The sequence below is a fragment of the Erythrobacter sp. S158 genome (assembly GCF_057364915.1).
In genome coordinates, this window is record NZ_CP200279.1 from 1,408,463 (window position 1) to 1,427,604 (window position 19,142).

The window sequence follows — 19,142 nt, forward strand, 5'->3', positions numbered from 1 at the left end:
CCTCGGGCCGTTTTCATTTCTAGGAGAATTAAAGTGGCGCAGCGCTCAGGAGCCGCCTTGTTGATGGAATGCCTGGTCGATCAGGGGGTCGAATTCGTCTTCGGCTATCCCGGCGGCGCAGTGCTGCCCATTTATGACGAACTTTTTGGTGATGAGCGCATCCGTCACATCCTCGTGCGCCATGAAGCGGGCGCAGGGCATGCCGCAGAGGGCTATGCACGCGCAACCGGTAAGCCAGGCGTCGTGCTGGTCACCAGCGGACCGGGCGCGACCAATGCGGTCACGGCGATTGCCGATGCCTACATGGATTCGATCCCCATGGTTGTCATCACTGGACAGGTTCCCACTGCCCTGATCGGGACAGACGCGTTTCAGGAAGCGGACACTGTCGGCATCACCCGCCACTGCACCAAGCACAATTACCTCGTCAAAGATCCCGCCGATCTTGTTGCCACGGTCGAGGAAGCTTTTCGCATCGCAACCACGGGCCGCCCCGGCCCTGTCGTTGTCGATATCCCGAAAGACGTCCAAATCGCGGTGCCATCGCAAAGCAGCGCTTACGTCGCACCCGGCTCGCACCGATATGCTCCGCAGATGGTTGCTCCCGCCGAACAAATTGCGGAGGCCATCGAGCTGATCGAAAACGCTCAGGCGCCGATCCTCTACACCGGCGGCGGCGTCATCAATTCAGGGTCGGAAGCAAGCGAATTGCTTCGCAAATTTCAGGACCTGACCAACGCTCCGGTAACCTCGACGTTGATGGGGCTTGGCGCATTCCCGAACACGCATCCCGACTGGCTCGGCATGCTGGGAATGCACGGAACTTACGAAGCCAACATGGCGATGAACAAGTGCGACGTAATGATCTGCGTCGGTGCGCGCTTTGATGACCGGGTTACCGGCAGGCTCGACGCATTTTCGCCTGACAGCAAGAAGATCCACATCGACATCGACCGCAGCTCGATCAACAAGACGGTTCCCGTCGACATCGGGATCGTCGGCGACTGCGCGACCGTGCTCGGCCAATTGGTTGAGGCATGGGGCGCACGCAAACCGCAAGATCTCGGCGAATGGAAAGCCCGGATCGCAGGCTGGCGCGCTCGCGAATGTCTCGCTTACCCAGAGCGTTCGAAGAAGAACCCCGAAGCAATCATGCCGCAAAAGGCGGTCGAGCGGCTCTATGCGCTGACCAAGGACAGAAAGCCCATCGTCTCGACCGAAGTCGGCCAGCACCAGATGTGGGCAGCGCAATATTTCGGCTTCGATGAACCCAACAAGTGGCTCACCAGCGGCGGGCTCGGCACCATGGGCTACGGCATGCCTGCGGCCATCGGTGCGCAGCTGGGTTGCCCAGATGCGTTGGTGATCGACATTGCCGGAGAAGCCTCGATCCAGATGAATATTCAGGAGCTTGGCACGGCGTCGCAATACCGCCTGCCGATCAAGGTCTTCATTCTCAACAACGAATATATGGGCATGGTCCGCCAGTGGCAGGAACTGACCTATGAAAGCCGTTATTCGAACTCCTACAGCGACAGCCTGCCCGACTTCGTCGCTCTCGCAGAAGCCTATGGCTGGAAAGGCATCCGCATCACCGAGGAAGCCGGGCTTGGTGCCGGGATCAAGGCGATGATCGACCATGATGGCCCTGTGATCGTCGACTGCTGCGTTGCCAAGGATGCCAATTGCCTTCCGATGATCCCGTCGGGGGCTGCGCATACCGACATGCTGCTCTATGGCGACAGCGTCGATGGGACCATGGACGACGAAGCGAAGGCCCTGGTTTAGGAGTGGGGGACTGATGAAAATCCAGAGCGCCGAAAGCGAGCGGCACGTCTTGACCGTTACGGTCGATAACGAGCCGGGTATCCTTGCGAAGATCACAGGCCTGTTTACCGCGCGCGGCTATAATATCGACAGCCTGACTGTCGCCGACATCACCGAGGATCACGCGGTCAGCCGGATCACGATCGTCACCAACGGCCCGCCTGCGGTGATCGACCAGATCGAGGCGCAGCTTGAGCGATTGGTGCCCGTCCACAAGGTGACCGACCTGACGACGGCGGGCCCGCACGTCGAACGCGAACTCGCTCTCATCAAGGTTGCGGGCAAAGGCGACGCGCGGGTGGAGGCACTGCGTATTGCGGAGCTTTTCCGAGCCAATGTCGTGGACACGACCACGCACAGCTTCGTCTTCGAACTCACCGGAGCGCCCGACAAGATCGACAGCTTCATCACCCTTATGCGCGAGCTTGGCCTCGTCAGCGTCGGCCGCTCGGGCGTGGTCGGGATGATGCGCGGGGCCGAAGAGGTCTGAGCGCCCTTCCCCGCCAAAACAGTTTCAACTCATTCAGGAATAATCAGAGGGAACCTTCATGAAAGTCTACTACGACGCCGATGCCGATCTTGGCCTTATCAAATCCAAGAAAATCGCCGTGCTCGGCTATGGCTCGCAGGGCCACGCTCACGCCCAGAACCTGCGCGACAGCGGTGTCGCAGAAGTGGCAATTGCCCTTCGCGAAGGCTCGGCCACGGCAAAGAAGGCGGAAGATGCAGGCTTCAAGGTCCTTTCAAACACCGAGGCTGCCAAGTGGGCCGATGTCGTGATGATCCTCGCGCCTGACGAGCATCAGGCAGCGATCTGGGAAAATGATCTCGCCGGCCACATGAAGCCAGGCAGCGCGATTGCCTTTGCCCACGGCCTCAACATTCACTTCGGCCTCATCGAAGCGCCGCAGGATATCGACGTCATCATGATCGCGCCAAAGGGTCCGGGCCACACCGTGCGCTCCGAATACCAACGCGGCGGCGGCGTGCCTTGCCTTATCGCTGTCCATCAGGACGCGAGCGGCAGCGCGAAGGAAATCGCCCTCGCCTATGCATCAGGCGTCGGAGGCGGCCGCTCCGGCATCATCGAAACCAACTTCCGCGAGGAATGCGAGACCGATCTGTTCGGTGAGCAGGCCGTGCTGTGCGGCGGGATCACCCACCTGATCCAGGCCGGTTTCGAAACCCTGACCGAAGCCGGATACGCGCCCGAAATGGCCTATTTCGAGTGCCTCCACGAAACCAAGCTGATCGTCGATCTTCTCTACGAAGGCGGCATTGCGAATATGCGCTATTCCATCTCGAACACGGCTGAATATGGGGACATCACCACCGGCCCCCGCATCATCACCGATGAGACCAAGGCCGAGATGAAGCGCGTGCTCGACGACATCCAATCGGGCCGCTTCGTGAAGAACTTCGTCCTCGACAACCGCGCTGGTCAGCCCGAACTCAAGGCAGCCCGCAAGCGCGCCGAAGCTCACCCGATCGAGAAAACCGGCGCAGAGCTGCGTGCCATGATGCCGTGGATCAGCGCCAACAAGCTGGTCGACAAGACCAAGAACTAAAGGCACGGGTGGTGGGCGTATGAACTCGTCCACCACCCGCATTATCTATGCCATCTGCGCGCTCGCATTCGTTGTGATCGTGGCGCGGGCCTACATGAATGTGAAAGGCACGGACGGGCTGGTTGCGACCATCCCCCAAGCGCAAGTGCAGTCCTTCGCGAAAGAACAACTCAACGCGCTCCAGCCTCAAAGCTTTGGACGCGACATCGAGCTTTGCGGCATCGTTTTCGAGACCCGCGACGGAGAGCTGGGCGCAACGAATTCGCAACCTGGTGAGCAGGCAAGCTGCAATATCGCCTATTTCGACGAACCCGGCATGGTTCCGGTCGCCAGCTTCCACACGCATGGCAAACACTCGGAAGCCTATGACGGCGAAGTCCCCTCAACCATCGACATCCGCAGCGATGTTGCCAGCGGAATGGACGGATATGTCGCGACACCCGGTGGGCGGTTGTGGCATATCGACCATGACACGGCGACCGCTCGCATGGTTTGCGGCGAAGGATGCCTCACGCAGGATCCCTCTTATGTTCCCTGCCCGGGTGACATGATCGCAAACACCTATACACTCGCCCAATTGGAGGAGCGGTTTTCGTTTGCTCGATCAGAGTGCTGATCTGGAACTTTGCTCTATCTCAGGAATTGCTAGGAAAATGACTATGAAAACCCCCACCCTTATCGCCCTCGCCGCGCTCCCGCTTTCCCTCGCAGCTTGCGGAGAGGCAACCAGTGCCGACGCCGATCCAATGCCCGATGCGCCGGTTGATGTTGCCGCTGTAGAACGGTCCCTCCCCGAACCCGAAGTCACTGCTGAAGAAGTGGGTGAGGTCGACAGCGCCTGCCGCGCCAATCTGGCGCAGCCTTTTGTGGGTCAGACGCTGAACCTTGAAAGCCGCACCGCTCTGCTTGACGCGGTCGAACCGCAAGCGATCGTGCGTTTCATCGAGCCGGGTGAAGAGGTCGATGTCGAAGCGGAATCCGAAGCAGGCTCTACCAATCCAGACCGTCTGAACATCCGCGCCGATGCGGACAGCACCATCACCGAGGTGTTCTGCGGCTGATTGACCTGAGGATAAAAGCGACGCGGTGCCGACCTGAGGTTCCAGCGTTCGCAGGAGGAAACGCCCGCGAGACTCTAACAGTCCCGCGGGCGTTTTCTGTTTGCGGTCGGGCCCGTTCCTCTGGCCCTCACGCGATGCCTGTTGGCGCTTTGTCAAAAAGGGTGTGACCGAGGCATTAGGAGGAACGTCCCCCGGCCACACCCAAGCGCGCACCCGTCAGGCAGCGGGTGCACAACCTTCAGCTTCACATGCGCTCGCTGCGCAGGCTGAAGCGGCACAAGCCGATGCGGCGCAGGCGCTGGCGTCGCATGCAGCAGCGCAGGCCGAGGCTTCGCAAGCTGCTGCGCAAGCCGACGCGTCACATGCGGCTGCACATGCCGAAGGGGCACAGGCGGACGCATCACATGCTGCAGCGCATGCATTGGCGGCGCATGCCGCAGCCGCGCATGCAGCTTCGCGAGCAGCCTTGCGCTCAGCGCGAGCCTGGCGACGCTCTTCGCGAGCGGCGCGGCGTTCAGTAGCGCTCGAATAGCTGCCGCTGCTCGACGAAAAGCCGCTCGGACCGCATGGCGCATCGGCCATTGCCGGGGCACCAGCTGTCGCCGCGGCAAGACCGCCGGCAACCATCAGCATCTTTGCGAAACTTGTTGTCTTGCTCATCTTGTATTTCCTCTCTGATATTCGTCACGTTGTGTTCTGGGGGCGGCACCCGGCCTGTGGGTCAAAGGGGTAAGACAGGCCGGGCACCACGGGGGGGCTTCAGGGCTAGCAGGGGGTTACTGGCCGAAGCGCTTTCCATCGGGGATCGCCGCCCATGCAGGGTCGGATTTCGCGATGAAACCGTCGATATCGCCGAGCCACGTCTGCTGAACTTGCTCGTTGAAGTTAAGGTACAGCTTGCCGTCGACGATCTTGTAGAGCGTCGGGTCACCCGGTGCGAGCGAGCCGCGGCTCATCGCCCAGGCGCAGTGGCCGCCATATTGCGGTGCGTATGCGTCAGGGTTGGCAGCGAAGAGGTCGGCGTTGGCCTGACTCGAGAAGTGGAACTCGGCGCCGTTATGCTCGACCATGAAGCGCGAGCTGCCGACTACGGGCACGCCGTCGCCCTGGAAGTAGCTGACGGTGTCATAGCCGCTGAGGGCTACGTTTTCGCCGGATACGCCGACAAACACGCCGCCATCAGCGAATGCGGGGGCAACCGCAGCAACCGGCGCGACAAGCGCGGCTGCGGCGATCATGAGGTACTTGCGATACATCGGGGGTTCTCCTGAAGGGAATTCTGTTCGTGCGCGGCCAACAAGATGCCGGGAGCCGGGAGGGGTCGTCAGGGGCTAGCCAGCTAGGGGGAACTGGCATTTGGTCCGGCTGGGCAACCTCATTGGCCGCGCACATCTGTTCATTCGCGGGGTCACCCGGATTGGTGACACCTGCCGCACAAAAAATTCGAAAAAGATTTGCAAGGCCGCATCTTTCGGCATGCTCTCGACACCGGGCGCGCAAAGGCTAAGACGCGAGGCGAGGCTAGAACAGAACGGGGCGCCCATGCGGCTTAGCGATTGCCACAATATCGATGACTTTCGGAAACTGGCGAAAGCGCGGCTGCCCTTCCCTGTGTTCGATTACATCGACGGCGCTGCCGATGACGAGCTGACCAAAGCGCGCAACACGGCCAGCTATGATGCGGTCGACCTCGTCCCCGACGTGCTCGCGGGAGTGGCGGAGATCGATACGTCGTGCACCATCCTTGGCCGAAAGAGCGCCTTGCCGCTGATGCTTTCGCCAACCGCGGTCCAGCGCGCATTTCACTGGCAAGGCGAAACAGCGGTCGCGAAAGCGGCGGAAAAGCACGGCCTCTGGTTCGGTATCTCCAGTCTTGCCACGCGCAGTATCGAGGAGATCGCCGCACTCACCTCCGGGCCAAAGATGTTTCAACTTTATGTCCACAAGGACAAAGGGCTGAACACTCACATGATCGAACGATGCCAGGCGGCAAAGTTCGATGCGATGGCTCTGACGGTCGACACAATCGTCTCGGGCAAGCGCGAACGGTGTCTGAGAAGCGGTTTCACCACCCCTCCCCGCTTTACGCCCGCGAGCGTTTGGAGCTATGCGACGCGCCCTCGCTGGACATTGGACTACCTGTTCCGAGAAAAATTCCGCCTCCCCAACCTCGACACGCATGTGAGCGAAGGGTCGAGCGAGGCGGTCAGTATCGCGGAATACTTCAACACGATGCTCGACACCTCGATGGACTGGTCGACCGCCGCCGCGATCCGGGAGCAATGGGGTGGGACATTCGTGCTGAAAGGCGTGATGAGCGCGGGCGATGCGCGCCGTGCGGTCGAGATCGGGGCTGACGCAATCATGATCTCGAACCACGGCGGCAGGCAATTGGACGGCAGCCGCGCGCCTTTCGACCAGCTGCCCGAGATCGTCGATGCGGTCGGCGGCGAGATCGAAATCATCTGTGACGGCGGCGTCAGGCGCGGCACCCATGTCCTGAAGGCGATAAGCAGCGGGGCGACCGCGGCTTCGGGTGGCAGGCTCTACCTCTTCGCGCTCGCTGCTGCGGGCGAAGAAGGCGTGACGCGCGCGCTCGACATCCTCAAGGACGAGATCGAGCGCGGGATGCGGCTAATGGGTGTCACCAGCGTCGATCAGCTGACGCAGGAACGATTGCGCGCGCGTTCGCTGTCATGATGTTGTAAAAGAAGAAGCGCCTTAGCGCTGCCACGGATTTTCACTCGAGAGACACGCAATGAACAAGCTCTCTGCCATGATCGCCCTTCCCGCCCTGCTCGCGCTTGCCGCTTGTGGGGAGCCCGAAGCCGACACCTCGAACAGCGCCGACGACTTCGCCGCGCGCATCAATGGCGGCAAACCAAGCGGTGATGCGACGGTGGCACCCACTGTCGCCGCTCCGCTCGAAGGCGCTGCGCAGGGCGCCTATTCACCCGGCACCGCAACCGACCCGCAAAGCGCAACCTGCGGAGCAAACGCGATGGGCCCCTTCATCGGAGAGCCCGCCGACGATGCCACGCGTGCTCAGATCATGACCGTGGCTGCGGGCGCAAGCGAAGTGCGCTTCATTCCCGCGGGGAGCCCCTATGTCCGGCCCGACCCCACCAATCCGCGCCTCAACCTGATGCTCGACAATCTGGGAGTGATCCGCGACGCGCGGTGTGGTTGATCGCGGCGGCCATCGCGACGGAATTCTTGACGTAATCCCAACATGAAAAACCCCGCCACTCGTGCGAGCAGCGGGGTCTCTCTCCAGCCCGATCGGGCTTTATCTCTTACGAGTCCTGATAGTGCTCATCAGGCGAGTGGGTCGGATAATTCACGTCCGCGCTCTCGATGAAGCCAGGAATGTCGGCCTGCCAGCGGCCCTGAACATCTTCGTTGAAGTTCAGGTAGAGCGTACCGTCGACGATCTCGTAGACGTTAGGGTCACCCGGTGCGAGCGCATCGTTGGCACCCAGCGCCCATGCGCAGTAGCCGCCATAGGCCGGGGCAAACTTCGCCGGATCTTCGATGAAGGTGTTGGCGTTCTCTTCGCTTGCGAAGCGATAGTCATATCCTTCGTAACGAACGGTGATGTCTTCGGCACCTTCGACCGGGACGCCGTCGCCGGTGAAGTAGCTGACCACGTCGTAACCCGAAACGGCAAGCGTATCGCCCTTGGTTTCGCGATAGACGGGGCCGGTGGGATCTCCGCCGAGATCGGCGTAGAGGCCGGTTTCAGCGCTAGCTTCGGTTGCAGCGACAGTGTCGCCTTCGGTGGCGGGAGCTTCCGCAGCACCGCCGCAAGCGGCAGTGGTAGCAAGCAGGGCGAGTGCAAAAAGGGACTTTTTCATTGGGGTATCCTCCTACGGGGTAATTCAAAACTCGTGTCAGCCAGCTGCCTGTTTGCCGGTGACATGGTGCTATTCGCCTCGCGCCGCCTGGAAGTTACAAAGAATTTTCGAGCGATGCGAAAAATGGCACAATCTGGAGCATCTCGCCGCTTGCAAGGCGGCTCAAGATCGGCAACACAGTGTGTATGACATTCGGCAACCCGGCCCTTCTCCTACGACTTACGCGCCCCTGGGCGCGATAGGGCCGGCGCGCGCAAGACGTAAGCGTGCGGCCCAGCGCTTCAGGGGCCAGCACCAGCCTTACGATCCGAGACGAGAGCCGAAGCCAATCCCATGTTGAAAAATCCCGCGAACAAGTACCGCCCGTTCACACCGATTAATCTGCCCGACCGTCAGTGGCCCTCGCGCGTTATCGAAGGCCCGCCGCGCTGGCTCTCGACCGATCTTCGCGACGGCAACCAGTCGATCATCGACCCGATGGACGGGGTGAAGAAAGCGCGCTTTTTCGATCTGCTCGTCGAGATCGGAGTGAAGGAAATCGAAGTCGGCTTTCCCAGCGCCGGCGCGACCGAATTCACTTTCATCAAGCATCTGGTGGAATCGGGCACGATCCCCGACGACGTGATTGTGCAGGTGCTTACTCAAAGCCGCGAAGACCTCATACGCACCAGTTTCGAAAGCCTCGAAGGCGCGCGCGCAGCCATCGTTCACCTCTATAACGCGGTCAGCCCCGCCTGGCGCGATATCGTGTTCCGAATGTCGAAGGACGAGGTGCGCGAGATCGCGAAGCAGGGCGCCAAGGTCATGCGCGACGAAGCCGCCAAGCGGCCCGACACTGACTGGCATTTCCAATATTCGCCCGAAACATTCTCCACTGCTGAGATCGATTTCAGCATCGAGGTTTGCGAGGCGGTGATGCAGGTGCTCGCTCCGACGCCCGAACATCCGATCATCCTCAACCTGCCCGCCACGGTGGAAGCATCGACGCCCAATATCTACGCCGACCAGATCGAGTATTTCTGCCGCAATCTCCCGAACCGCGACCGCGCCGTGATCTCGCTTCACACGCACAATGATCGCGGAACCGGTGTCGCAGCGGCCGAGCTTGGCCTGATGGCTGGCGCAGACCGTGTCGAAGGCTGTCTGTTCGGCAATGGCGAGCGCACGGGCAATTGCTGCCTCGTGACGATGGCGCTCAACATGTACACACAGGGCGTCGATCCGGGGCTAGACTTCTCCGACATCGACCGCGTGATCGAGACGGTTGAGTACTGCAATGATCTGCCCGTCCACCAGCGCCATCCCTATGGCGGCGAGCTGGTCTACACCGCCTTCTCCGGCAGTCATCAGGACGCGATCAAGAAGGGCTTCGAAGCCCATGACCAGCAAAATGATGAGCTCTGGCGCGTACCCTACCTGCCGATCGATCCGGCTGATCTCGGGCGCGATTACGAGGCCGTCATCCGTGTCAACTCGCAGAGCGGCAAAGGCGGCTTTGCGTGGGTGCTCGAACAGCGCGAGGGTCTGAAATTGCCCAAGGCCATGCAGCGCGATTTTTCCAAGCATGTCCAGCGCCTTGCCGATGAAAGCTCGCGCGAACTCAACGCCGAGGACATCTGGCAGGCATTCAAAGGCGCCTACCACGTGCAGACGCCAGACAAGCACTTCCAACTGGTCGATTACAATGAAACCCGTGCTAGCGACGGAACGCGGGTATTCAGCGGAAAGATCGCGGTCGAAGGACGCGAGCAAAGTGTATCGGGCCGCGGCAAGGGTCTGATCTCCAGCGTCATGGCGACCATTCGCGACGTATTCGGCGTGGAGCTCGAAGTGGTGGACTACACCCAGCAATCGCTGGGCAGCGGCACCGATGCAAATGCGGCGACATATCTCGAATGCGTCGATCCGGACGGACGGACCGTCTGGGGCTGCGGCATCGACGAGGACGTTGCCACCGCAAGCGTCCGCGCCGTGCTCAGTGCTGCTAACTCAGCTGTTTCCGTCGGCTAAGGACGCTCTCAGCGCTCCGATTTGGAACCGGCCACCGCGCGCAACACCGGAGTGTGCGGAGTGATCGACTGCACGTATTCCACGTGTTCGATGGCGTGCGACAGGTAATCTGTCGCAATGCCCAGCTTCAATCGCGCTGCTTCCAGCTCACATTTGCGAAGATCTTCGCGCAGTCGCCGCAACTCATCGTGTTTGCTCATACCTCAACCCATATTCTGGTTTTTTGGCGACCCTACTTACCGTTAGGTAAAACCCTTGAACGTCAATCGAAGCTTTAAGTCAACAATATCACATTTTTAGGCCTTGGCCATGGCCTTGCGAAACGGCCTGTGCAACGTTTGAATTTTACAGCGCAAGGGATAGGAACAAGCCCCCGTGACACGCTCACCAGTCATCACCGAGTTGCCCGAAGGTGCGATGGAAGTGCTGCAATTCTGGTTTCTCGATTTGCTGCCCGAACACTGGTTCGGCTCGTCGCCCGATATTGACGCAGTCATCAAGGAACGCTTTGGGGCGACCTGGTCGCAGGCCGCGGCAGGCGAGCTCGATCACTGGGCGCAAACCCCAAGAAGCCTGCTCGCCCTCGTAATCGTGCTCGACCAGTTCTCCCGCAACTTGCACCGCGAAAGCGCGCAGGCCTATTCGCAGGATGAAAGGGCGCAAGCGCTTGTTCGTGATGCTATCGAAAACGGGTGGGACGAAAAGCTCGGCATGGATGAACGCCAGTTCCTCTACATGCCCTTGATGCATGCCGAGGATCTCGCCTTGCAGAAAATGGGCGTCGAACGGTTTGAGGCGCTTGCACAAACCGCCTCGAGCGTCATCGAATATGCCGAGAGGCACCGCGAGATAATCGAGCGGTTCGGTCGCTTCCCCTATCGCAACCTTGTGATGGATCGCGAGACCACGAAGCTAGAGGCGGATTGGATCAAGGAGCACGGCAATCCCTTCGGATAGGCCGGACCGCGCAAGCAATCAGAATGCACCGGGCGTTTTCCTACTCGCCCGACAACCGCTAGCATCAGTGTCATGAGGTCTCGCCAGTTTACTCGCGCCCGGACGCACCTTCTGAAGGTCACACTTCGACGTGAATGGTTACGCTTTGGCAGCGAAGGTGACACTTCGCAGGCCCAAGTTGACACAATGCAGTTTTTTGCCCTGGACCGTGTAACATGCGGTCCACTTCTCAAGTAAGTACCTGTAATTCAATGACCCTCAATCTCGGATCAGGAGACATCTGACGCAATGACCGAAGCGATCCTTGAACCCGATCTGCCGATCATCGACCCCCACCATCACCTGTGGGATTTGCGGCCCATGCTCCCGATGTTCCCGGAGCCGCATCATCGCTTCATCGAGACGCTCGTGCCAGTCGCGCACTACACCTTCGACCAGTTCAATGAGGAGGTGGCGTCGAGCGGTCACAATGTAATCGCAACCGTCTTCATGGAGTGCGGCGCGTTCTACAACGGCGCCTATGGCGAGGCGAAGAAGGTCGTGGGCGAAGTCGAATACGTGAACGGCGTCGCCGCCCAAAGTGCGAGCGGGCTATACGGTCCTGCAAAGCTGTGCGCCGGGATCGTCGGGCACGCTGACCTGATGCTTGGCGAGGAAGCCGGCGAGGTCCTCGATGCATTGCAGGCCGCAGCACCGGGTCGGTTCCGCGGCATCCGGCATGCAGGAGCCTGGGACGCTGACCCCGCTGTGCTCGGCCCTCCATTCGCTCACCCACCCGAGCGCTATCTGGATAAAGGCTTCCGCAAAGGCTTTGCTGAACTTGGCAGGCGGGGCCTCAGTTTCGATGCATGGATCCTTGAGCCACAAATCCCCGATGTGATCGACCTTGCTCGGGCCTTCCCGGACACACCGATCTGTCTCGACCATTGCGGCACCCCTCTCGGCATGGCGAGCTATACTGGAAAGCTTGAGGAGCGCTTCGGCATCTGGCGCGACAACATCATCCAGCTTGGCAAATGCGAAAACGTGACGATCAAGCTGGGCGGCCTCGCCATGCACAATTGCGCCTTGCCCGCAGAAGGCCCAGCAGCGGGGATCGGCTCCGAAGAGCTTGCTCGCCTCTGGAATCCCTACATCGAGACCTGCATCGAGGCGTTCGGCACCAAGCGAGCGATGTTCGAAAGTAACTATCCCGTCGACCGCTGGGGCGCGACCTACCCCGTTCTGTGGAACAGCTTCAAGCGGATCACCGCCGATGCGAGCGCAGATGAGAAGGCTGACCTCTACGCGGGGAACGCCGCACGCTTCTACCGCATCGAAGAGGTGCTTGCGTAGTTGCAAATCGCAACCTACCGCGTGGACAAAGCTTCAGGAGAGAACGCAATGACCCTGCCCGCCCCTTTCGATCGCCTGCGTCTGCCGCTCATCGGCTCGCCACTGTTCATCGTCTCCGGCCCCGAACTGGTGATCGCTCAGTGCAAGGCGGGGATCATCGGCAGCTTCCCCGCCCTGAACGCGCGCCCGCAATCGCTTCTCGATGAATGGCTGCACCAGATTACCGAGGAGCTTGCGAAGCACAATCGCGAGAACCCGGATCGTCCCGCTGCCCCGTTTGCGGTCAACCAGATCGTACATAAGTCGAACGACCGCGTGATGCAGGACATGGCGACTTGCGAAAAATGGCAGGTGCCGCTGGTCATCACGTCGCTGGGCGCGCGCACCGAGATCTTCGATGCGATCCGCAATTGGGGCGGGATCAGCATGCACGATGTCATCAACAACCGCTTCGCCAACAAGGCAATCGAGAAAGGCGCGGACGGCCTCATCCCTGTGGCAGCCGGCGCTGGTGGCCACGCCGGCACGCAGTCACCATTTGCCCTGATGCGCGAAATCCGTGAATGGTTCGACGGTCTGGTCGCCCTCTCAGGCTCAATTGCACACGGCTCCTCGATCCTTGCAGCGCAGGCCATGGGCGCAGACTTCGGCTATACTGGAAGCGCGTTCATCGCGACCGAAGAAGCCAACGCCGATCAGAACTACAAGCAAGGCATCGTCGATGGCAGCGCCGAGGGGATTGTCTATTCCAACCTCTTCACCGGTGTTCACGGCAACTATCTGCGTTCGTCGATCGAGAATGCGGGGCTCGACCCCGACGATCTTCCGACGAGCGATCCTTCCAAGATGAACTTCGGGTCGGGCGGCAACACCAAGGCCAAGGCCTGGAAGGACATCTGGGGATCGGGTCAGGGTATCGGCACGGTCAAGTCGGTTGGCACTGTCGAGGACATGGTCGCTCGGTTCGAGCGCGAGTACCACGCTGCCAAAGCAGATCTCGCCGCGAAGTCGGATTACTCGCCATGGACGGCCCTCGCAGAAGCAGCGGAGTAAGCCAGCACCACCTGCTCAGGTTGCGTCCCAAAGCGCCTCCGCCATCGCGTCGAGCTCGGCAAAATCGAAGCCATGACCAAGCGGATCCTTGTGGTTCAGGATCATCCGCCGTCGCTCGCTGAGCAAGCGGTTGCGGAGTGCTGACTGAAGCAATGCGAGGCGCTCGAGGGCTTCAGTCAGAGCCTGTTCGGTGTCTTGTGGTTGCGCAGCAGACCAACTCTCTTCGATCCGCCCTACCCGCTCAATCACAAGCTCGTTGTATTGACGGTGCGGTCCACGATGAAGCGGCATACCCGTGCGCAAGGTTGCATCATCGGTTGCCGGCAGCAGCAGGCCATTGCGCCTGAAGTCGTCAAACCCGACGCGCTTGCGACCGATCGCCTGAAACAGAGCTCCGAAACAACGCTGTCCCAAGAGCTGTCGGGGTAAGAGATGGTGCCGCTGTAGGCCTGGATCATGACCGGGTGATCCGCGGCGGTTGACGGAACGAAACGATATCGCGGCGCGCGGCAAGGTTGATCGACCGGCTCGGCGGTCGAATGATCGAACCCTCCACGCGACACGGCTTCTCGTCATGCTGACTATTCGCGCCAGACCCGAATGAACTTGCCATTCCTCGAAGGTCGAAGAACCAGCCGATTGCCATCAGGCGCGACGATGCGTTCGCTTCCCTCGACGCCGCCAACAATCATCAGCTGATTGATCAGGCGAACGCCAAGCCGCGTCGCTGCCACTTTATCGGTCGAAAGCGGCGGCTCGATACGAAGCTCCTGATCCAGCCAGAAATCGAGGCCTACGCTTTGCAACGCGCCATCGAATGTCTGCCGGAAGGCCGTCAGGCCAAGCGCCGGGAACGGGCCACCGCCAAGCCAGGCAGTTGTTACCGACTCGAAGTATTGTCGGCTGCTCGCACTCTTCGAAGGCGGCCACGCAATCGCCTCGATGCCCGCGAAATGCTGAACAAGGTCGCAAGCAAGAGCAATCAGGCCTCTCGCGACCGGCATTGTCCGTTCGCCACCAGCCAGGTGATGGCCTGGAGTAAGGTGGAGCGCTTCAAAACGAGCAGTGCCAGGTTGTTCCTTAAGGTCGAACAGATGTTCAACGTCCGGCACAGCAAATCCATCCCCAGGTGCAAGCCCGTTCAGATCAAATGCAAGGCCCTCGCGAAGAAGCTCCACCCAGGAAACCTCATTTGCCGATTGGTCAAGCAAGCCTTCTTCAGCGACTGGCTCACCGTGATCGGACGCCAACCTGATCGGCGCACCGGCGCTAGGGTCGTGAACCAACGACACGACCGGGTTGCTCGCTACGAAATCCTTGATGTCACCGACCGATGGCCGCTTGCCTTTGGCAAACAGCAGAAACACTCCATGAGGCATTGGCTTGGAAGACTCTGTGATCGTCCAAATCCCTTCGCTCGTCAGCCCTTCGGCGTAACGTCTTACCACAAGTCCGCGCCCCCCCCGATGCTCTGCGCAATCAGCCTGGGCTCTTGCGCTTGATCATGCACGCTCGCAATTTGCTTGGCGCGTCCGATACTGTCGTGAAGTCAAAAGACTCCCACGACAATTCCTTCAGCTAGCCCAATTCCAAGATCACGGCAATCACGCAAGACCCTGTCTGGAACCGACTTTGTCGCCCAGATCTCTTCTGGAGTTTGAGCGCCAAGGACAGCAATTATCGGTTCGGCAACGCGCTTTAGCCGCCATCCCGTTGCAATGCGGTCCAATTGCTTTTGAGCGCCCTCCCCATCTGTGCCAGCGGCAATAATCGAAGCGTATGGTCGGCCCTCGATTTTGCCCAAGACGCTGTAGTAGTTGGCGTCGAACATCTCCTTCATCTCGCCGCTCATCGACGCAAGGTTCTCCGGACAAACGAACAGATATCCCGACGCTTGCATGAGGTCATCGCTCGTCACCTCGTTCGCTCGCATCAACTTCGAAGCCTCATGCTCCGCAGCAGCGCGCGCCATCTGCTCGCTGGCAGTAGTTCGGCTGTGCCAAACTATCAGAAGGTGAGGATCGATGCTCATTTAGCTTGCCTCGCCAATAGGCCTGTCGATTGTCAATGCCCCTGCTCTGTCAGCTGGGCCGCGCTTCGGGTAAAGAATGACCAATGAGTACGCGTTCGCTTTCCCACGTTCTTGGAGTCTCTCAATCGCTCGCCGGCAAAGCATGGCTGTGGCGAGGTGGGAACATGGAGCTTGGCACAGGTTCAACCGCAGCCTCGCAAGATCTTGATAAGAGCATAGTGACACAGCTCCTGATGACCCGCGGCGTAACGGCGGACGAGGTCGCTAAGCATGCCAAGCCGACCATGCGCGAATTCCTGCCAGATCCTTCCGAGTTCCGCGACATGGAGCAGGCAGCTGAACGGATCGCTCAAGCGGTGCTCAACGAGGAGCACATCACAATCTACGGTGACTACGATGTCGACGGTGCCACCAGTTCGGCATTGCTGGTCGACCTGCTGCGATCGCTTGGCGTGGAAGCCGGGTATTACATCCCGGACAGGCTTCTTGAAGGATACGGCCCAAGCGGTGAGGCATTGGTGAAGCTCGCAGAGGACGGGTCGAGCCTGATCGTTACTGTCGATTGCGGCGCGATGGCGCACGAAGCGCTAACCATGGCGCGCGATGCAGGGGTCGATGTGATTGTTGTCGACCACCACAAATGCGCGGCCGAGCTTCCACCAACGGCTGCTCTGGTCAATCCAAACCGGCTTGATGAAAGCGACCTTGCAGCCTCGCACGGTCATCTTGCCGCAGTTGGCGTTGCCTTTCTATTGGCGATCGCTTTGGTCCGGACATTGCGGGCCAAAGGCTTTTTCGAGAGCCGTCGCGAACCTGACTTGATGAGCCTGCTGGACCTCGTCGCCTTGGGAACAGTGGCCGATGTGGCCGCATTGCACGGCCTTAATCGCGCGTTCGTTTCGCAAGGATTGAAAGTGCTGGCCCGAAGAGATCGCATAGGGATGGCAGCCCTTATCGATGCGAGCCGGTTGAAACGTGCGCCCATTGCCTCCGACCTTGGCTTTGCTCTCGGCCCGCGGATCAACGCAGGAGGAAGGATCGGCGAATTGACACTTGGTGTGCGCCTCCTGACGACGAGTGATGCGGAAGAGGCCCGTGAAATCGCAGAGCAGCTGTCGGCCCTGAACGAAGAGCGGCGAGCAATAGAGGCTGAAGTGCAGGAAGCTGCCGAAGCTCAACTCGAAGGACAGCACAACATGGCTGTTCAGGTCCTTGCTGCGGACGGGTGGCATCCGGGCGTGATCGGCATTGTCGCGGGGCGCATCAAGGAAAAGACCGGCAAACCATCAATCGTGATCGCTCTTGATCCGGCCGACGGCACAGGCAAGGGATCAGGGCGGTCGATCAGCGGCGTAGATCTGGGCGCTGCCATCATCGCAGCGCGCGAAGAAGGCCTGCTCGTTGCTGGAGGCGGTCATGCCATGGCTGCTGGCCTTACCATTGCACAGGACAAGCTGTCGGCCTTCACCGAATTCCTGGATGAGCGGCTCGCTCGCGATGTAGAACGCGCGAGAATTTCACAAGTTATGCAACTCGACCTGAGCCTTGCGCCCGGCGGTCTGACTCCTGACTTGGTGAACACATTGGAAGCGGCAGGCCCCTACGGTGTCGGTTGGCCTGCGCCGCGCGTGGCGGTGGGGCCCGTTCGCATCGTCAAGGCTGACATCGTCGGAAAGGATCACCTGCGGGTGATTGCGAGCGGCGGTGATGGCCGCTCATTCAAAGCCATTGCCTTCAGAGCTGCCGAAACGGAGATGGCGCAGACACTGATTCACCGCAGCAAGGGCCGACAATTCCACTTTGCTGGTCGTGTGAAAATCGATGATTGGGGCCCCCGTCCGGCAGCCGAACTTCACCTAGAAGACGCTGCTTTCGCCGACTGACGTAACGGAAAATTGTGCGGTCGCGAAATTTTTCTACAAACCAGCGCACACAGGGCTTGACCCATCCGAATTGCCCCCCTAGATGCGCGCTCTCGCAACGAGCGTGGCCCGTTCGTCTAGCGGTTAGGACGCGGCCCTTTCACGGCTGAAACACGGGTTCGATTCCCGTACGGGTCACCACTTCTTCGTTGCGACGCTCCCTGCAGAATTGTTCTGGAAAGCGTGCAATTTGCACGCGCGGGGTTTCGCGCCCTTGCGCTGCGCTGTAGAGCCAGCTCGCCATGGGCCGTAAACAGACCTTTCCAATCGCTGGTATTCTTCTCGCATTGGCAGCGCTTGTGGCGATGCTCTTGCAAGGGCTGGATGCTGCAATCGCATTTGCTGTCACTATCGTTTGGATCGGTTCGCTCTTGCTGGCATCCGGTCGACCTCCTGAGCCGGAGAAGGTCGTCGTTGAAGCGCCCTTCAGCACACAATCGATGCGAAAGCTGATCGAGAACTCGTCAGTTCCCCTCCTCGTGACCGAGCGCAACACGATCGCCATCGCAAATCGTTCAGCCCGCAGGATGCTGGGGCAGCATATTATCGGCCAGGATGCACGAGTAGCCTTCAGGCAGCCGGAAGCGATCTCGCTTCTGAGCGAGAACCGCAACGGGCAGGCAATCGTCAGAGGGCTCGTGCGACGTCAGGACATCTGGCAAATCAATCATCAGTCCGTGGATAAAGACCTCGCGGTTATCGAACTCATCAACCAGACGACCGAAGCCGACATTAGCCGAGCTCACACGGACTTCGTTGCAAATGCCAGCCACGAGCTGCGCACCCCGCTCGCAGCGATTCTCGGTTATGTCGAAACTTTGCGCGAAAGCGGCGACAGTCTCGATTCTCCCACATCGCAGAAGTTCCTCGGCATTATTGAACGCGAAGGCCAGCGTCTTCAGAACCTGATCAGCGATCTTATGAGCCTTTCGCGCGTTGAGGCGGAAAAGCACGATCTTCCCGAAACACGGCTCGAACTTGCAGCGCTGACAGAGCGCGCTGCACGCGACGCGGCGGGAACGCACAGGATTGACCGGCTGAAGCTCGAAATTCTGAGTGCCCCCTTGGTCAAAGGCGACCTTCAGCAGCTCGAACAGGTCGTGAGGAATCTTGTCGACAATGCGCTGAAATACGGTTCGGCCGACACTTCAGTAACGGTTCGCCTTGATCGTTCTCAAGATGGGATGGCGCGAATTGCAGTTACCGATCAAGGCGATGGCATCGCGCCAGAACAGCTTCCGCACCTCACTCGCCGGTTCTATCGGACCGATCCCGGCCGCAGTCGCGCCTCGGGTGGGACGGGCCTTGGACTTGCCATCGTCAAGCACATCGTGGAGCGCCACCGCGGACAACTCAACATCGATAGTGATCTGGGTAAAGGCACGCGCGTGGTGGTGCGCCTCCCGGTTGCGAAGGCTAGAAGGAATGCATCTGATCAGTCCTCTGACACAATTGCGGCTGCAAACGGAACTGAAGATCGAGAACCGGAAAGCCCGTCATTGTCTTAGTGGTGTCTTATT

The 19,142-nt window shown here is 60.1% G+C and carries 20 protein-coding genes and 1 tRNA gene; 14 read left to right on the plus strand and 7 right to left on the minus strand.

The window, feature by feature from the left end; all coding sequences use genetic code 11:
- The first annotated feature begins 63 nt into the window (after positions 1-63).
- From ilvB to AC0V6T_RS07055, 5 genes are read left to right on the plus strand one after another with little or no spacing between them, the layout of a single operon-like run.
- Positions 64-1,788 (plus strand): biosynthetic-type acetolactate synthase large subunit, encoded by a 1,725-nt coding sequence (gene ilvB / locus AC0V6T_RS07035; protein ID WP_486128531.1) that lies wholly within the window; start codon positions 64-66, stop codon positions 1,786-1,788.
- Between the two features lie 13 nt (positions 1,789-1,801).
- Positions 1,802-2,317: an acetolactate synthase small subunit gene (ilvN, locus tag AC0V6T_RS07040; protein WP_486125518.1), complete on the plus strand. Its 516-nt coding sequence runs from the start codon at positions 1,802-1,804 to the stop codon at positions 2,315-2,317.
- A gap of 58 nt (positions 2,318-2,375) precedes the next feature.
- The gene (ilvC, locus tag AC0V6T_RS07045; RefSeq protein ID WP_486125520.1) at positions 2,376-3,395 is read left to right on the plus strand and encodes a ketol-acid reductoisomerase; all 1,020 of its coding nucleotides are present in this window, start codon (positions 2,376-2,378) and stop codon (positions 3,393-3,395) included.
- 19 nt (positions 3,396-3,414) lie between these two features.
- On the plus strand, positions 3,415-4,011 hold the full coding sequence (locus AC0V6T_RS07050; protein WP_486125522.1) for a DUF4329 domain-containing protein: 597 nt from the start codon (positions 3,415-3,417) through the stop codon (positions 4,009-4,011).
- A gap of 43 nt (positions 4,012-4,054) precedes the next feature.
- Positions 4,055-4,456, plus strand: coding sequence for a hypothetical protein (locus AC0V6T_RS07055; RefSeq protein ID WP_486125524.1), 402 nt, complete (start codon positions 4,055-4,057; stop codon positions 4,454-4,456).
- 216 nt (positions 4,457-4,672) lie between these two features.
- Here AC0V6T_RS07055 and AC0V6T_RS07060 read toward each other — a convergent pair whose 3' ends face one another.
- Together AC0V6T_RS07060 and AC0V6T_RS07065 are read right to left on the minus strand one after the other, a co-directional pair.
- Positions 4,673-5,116: a hypothetical protein gene (locus AC0V6T_RS07060; RefSeq protein ID WP_486125526.1), complete on the minus strand. Its 444-nt coding sequence runs from the start codon at positions 5,114-5,116 to the stop codon at positions 4,673-4,675.
- Between the two features lie 116 nt (positions 5,117-5,232).
- Positions 5,233-5,712: a YHS domain-containing (seleno)protein gene (locus AC0V6T_RS07065; RefSeq protein WP_486125528.1), complete on the minus strand. Its 480-nt coding sequence runs from the start codon at positions 5,710-5,712 to the stop codon at positions 5,233-5,235.
- A 286-nt stretch (positions 5,713-5,998) separates the two neighbouring features.
- On the opposite strand from AC0V6T_RS07065, the gene AC0V6T_RS07070 reads away from it, so the two are divergent.
- Both AC0V6T_RS07070 and AC0V6T_RS07075 read left to right on the plus strand, forming a co-directional pair.
- The gene (locus tag AC0V6T_RS07070) at positions 5,999-7,156 is read left to right on the plus strand and encodes an alpha-hydroxy acid oxidase (protein WP_486125530.1); all 1,158 of its coding nucleotides are present in this window, start codon (positions 5,999-6,001) and stop codon (positions 7,154-7,156) included.
- Positions 7,157-7,214: 58 nt separating this feature from the next.
- Entirely contained in the window at positions 7,215-7,646 is a 432-nt protein-coding gene (locus tag AC0V6T_RS07075; protein WP_486125532.1) for a hypothetical protein, read from the plus strand.
- A gap of 106 nt (positions 7,647-7,752) precedes the next feature.
- On the opposite strand, the gene AC0V6T_RS07080 is transcribed toward AC0V6T_RS07075, so the two are convergent.
- Positions 7,753-8,313: a YHS domain-containing (seleno)protein gene (locus tag AC0V6T_RS07080; RefSeq protein ID WP_486125534.1), complete on the minus strand. Its 561-nt coding sequence runs from the start codon at positions 8,311-8,313 to the stop codon at positions 7,753-7,755.
- Positions 8,314-8,646: 333 nt separating this feature from the next.
- Between AC0V6T_RS07080 and leuA the strand changes: the two genes are divergently transcribed.
- Positions 8,647-10,323, plus strand: coding sequence for a 2-isopropylmalate synthase (gene leuA / locus AC0V6T_RS07085; RefSeq protein ID WP_486125536.1), 1,677 nt, complete (start codon positions 8,647-8,649; stop codon positions 10,321-10,323).
- 8 nt (positions 10,324-10,331) lie between these two features.
- Here leuA and AC0V6T_RS07090 read toward each other — a convergent pair whose 3' ends face one another.
- Complete coding sequence (locus AC0V6T_RS07090) at positions 10,332-10,523, minus strand: hypothetical protein (protein ID WP_007164071.1); 192 nt, start codon at positions 10,521-10,523, stop codon at positions 10,332-10,334.
- A gap of 175 nt (positions 10,524-10,698) precedes the next feature.
- On the opposite strand from AC0V6T_RS07090, the gene AC0V6T_RS07095 reads away from it, so the two are divergent.
- The 3 genes from AC0V6T_RS07095 (at position 10,699) to AC0V6T_RS07105 (ending at position 13,668) form a co-directional block, all read left to right on the plus strand.
- The gene (locus AC0V6T_RS07095; RefSeq protein WP_486125538.1) at positions 10,699-11,280 is read left to right on the plus strand and encodes a DUF924 family protein; all 582 of its coding nucleotides are present in this window, start codon (positions 10,699-10,701) and stop codon (positions 11,278-11,280) included.
- A gap of 288 nt (positions 11,281-11,568) precedes the next feature.
- Positions 11,569-12,615: an amidohydrolase family protein gene (locus AC0V6T_RS07100; RefSeq protein ID WP_486125540.1), complete on the plus strand. Its 1,047-nt coding sequence runs from the start codon at positions 11,569-11,571 to the stop codon at positions 12,613-12,615.
- Between the two features lie 48 nt (positions 12,616-12,663).
- Positions 12,664-13,668 (plus strand): NAD(P)H-dependent flavin oxidoreductase, encoded by a 1,005-nt coding sequence (locus AC0V6T_RS07105; RefSeq protein WP_486125542.1) that lies wholly within the window; start codon positions 12,664-12,666, stop codon positions 13,666-13,668.
- Positions 13,669-13,683: 15 nt separating this feature from the next.
- Here the strand turns inward: AC0V6T_RS07105 and AC0V6T_RS07110 are convergent, their stop codons facing one another.
- The 3 genes from AC0V6T_RS07110 to AC0V6T_RS07120 all read right to left on the minus strand — a co-directional run bounded on the left by AC0V6T_RS07110 (position 13,684) and on the right by AC0V6T_RS07120 (position 15,700).
- Positions 13,684-14,181: an AHH domain-containing protein gene (locus AC0V6T_RS07110; RefSeq protein ID WP_486128533.1), complete on the minus strand. Its 498-nt coding sequence runs from the start codon at positions 14,179-14,181 to the stop codon at positions 13,684-13,686.
- Between the two features lie 68 nt (positions 14,182-14,249).
- Positions 14,250-15,116 (minus strand): hypothetical protein, encoded by an 867-nt coding sequence (locus AC0V6T_RS07115; protein ID WP_486125544.1) that lies wholly within the window; start codon positions 15,114-15,116, stop codon positions 14,250-14,252.
- Positions 15,117-15,217: 101 nt separating this feature from the next.
- Positions 15,218-15,700 (minus strand): flavodoxin family protein, encoded by a 483-nt coding sequence (locus AC0V6T_RS07120; protein WP_486125546.1) that lies wholly within the window; start codon positions 15,698-15,700, stop codon positions 15,218-15,220.
- Between the two features lie 83 nt (positions 15,701-15,783).
- Here AC0V6T_RS07120 and recJ point away from each other — a divergent pair, with 83 nt between their 5' ends.
- The 3 genes from recJ to AC0V6T_RS07135 all read left to right on the plus strand — a co-directional run bounded on the left by recJ (position 15,784) and on the right by AC0V6T_RS07135 (position 19,130).
- Entirely contained in the window at positions 15,784-17,583 is a 1,800-nt protein-coding gene (recJ, locus tag AC0V6T_RS07125) for a single-stranded-DNA-specific exonuclease RecJ (RefSeq protein WP_486125548.1), read from the plus strand.
- Positions 17,584-17,688: 105 nt separating this feature from the next.
- Positions 17,689-17,763: transfer RNA gene (locus AC0V6T_RS07130), tRNA-Glu, on the plus strand.
- A 101-nt stretch (positions 17,764-17,864) separates the two neighbouring features.
- Entirely contained in the window at positions 17,865-19,130 is a 1,266-nt protein-coding gene (locus tag AC0V6T_RS07135; RefSeq protein WP_486125550.1) for an ATP-binding protein, read from the plus strand.
- Positions 19,131-19,142 lie beyond the last annotated feature (12 nt).

Excerpts from the sequence above, each read along its gene's own strand:
- AC0V6T_RS07070 (WP_486125530.1), top strand. The coding sequence starts at position 5,999 with ATGCGGCTTAGCGATTGCCACAATATCGATGACTTTCGGAAACTGGCG.
- ilvN (WP_486125518.1), top strand. The coding sequence starts at position 1,802 with ATGAAAATCCAGAGCGCCGAAAGCGAGCGGCACGTCTTGACCGTTACG.
- AC0V6T_RS07060 (WP_486125526.1), bottom strand. The coding sequence starts at position 5,116 with ATGAGCAAGACAACAAGTTTCGCAAAGATGCTGATGGTTGCCGGCGGT.
- AC0V6T_RS07135 (WP_486125550.1), top strand. The coding sequence starts at position 17,865 with ATGGGCCGTAAACAGACCTTTCCAATCGCTGGTATTCTTCTCGCATTG.
- AC0V6T_RS07055 (WP_486125524.1), top strand. The coding sequence starts at position 4,055 with ATGAAAACCCCCACCCTTATCGCCCTCGCCGCGCTCCCGCTTTCCCTC.
- recJ (WP_486125548.1), top strand. The coding sequence starts at position 15,784 with ATGAGTACGCGTTCGCTTTCCCACGTTCTTGGAGTCTCTCAATCGCTC.
- AC0V6T_RS07100 (WP_486125540.1), top strand. The coding sequence starts at position 11,569 with ATGACCGAAGCGATCCTTGAACCCGATCTGCCGATCATCGACCCCCAC.
- ilvC (WP_486125520.1), top strand. The coding sequence starts at position 2,376 with ATGAAAGTCTACTACGACGCCGATGCCGATCTTGGCCTTATCAAATCC.
- AC0V6T_RS07105 (WP_486125542.1), top strand. The coding sequence starts at position 12,664 with ATGACCCTGCCCGCCCCTTTCGATCGCCTGCGTCTGCCGCTCATCGGC.
- AC0V6T_RS07090 (WP_007164071.1), bottom strand. The coding sequence starts at position 10,523 with ATGAGCAAACACGATGAGTTGCGGCGACTGCGCGAAGATCTTCGCAAA.
- AC0V6T_RS07050 (WP_486125522.1), top strand. The coding sequence starts at position 3,415 with ATGAACTCGTCCACCACCCGCATTATCTATGCCATCTGCGCGCTCGCA.
- ilvB (WP_486128531.1), top strand. The coding sequence starts at position 64 with ATGGAATGCCTGGTCGATCAGGGGGTCGAATTCGTCTTCGGCTATCCC.
- AC0V6T_RS07120 (WP_486125546.1), bottom strand. The coding sequence starts at position 15,700 with ATGAGCATCGATCCTCACCTTCTGATAGTTTGGCACAGCCGAACTACT.
- AC0V6T_RS07065 (WP_486125528.1), bottom strand. The coding sequence starts at position 5,712 with ATGTATCGCAAGTACCTCATGATCGCCGCAGCCGCGCTTGTCGCGCCG.
- AC0V6T_RS07080 (WP_486125534.1), bottom strand. The coding sequence starts at position 8,313 with ATGAAAAAGTCCCTTTTTGCACTCGCCCTGCTTGCTACCACTGCCGCT.
- AC0V6T_RS07075 (WP_486125532.1), top strand. The coding sequence starts at position 7,215 with ATGAACAAGCTCTCTGCCATGATCGCCCTTCCCGCCCTGCTCGCGCTT.
- leuA (WP_486125536.1), top strand. The coding sequence starts at position 8,647 with ATGTTGAAAAATCCCGCGAACAAGTACCGCCCGTTCACACCGATTAAT.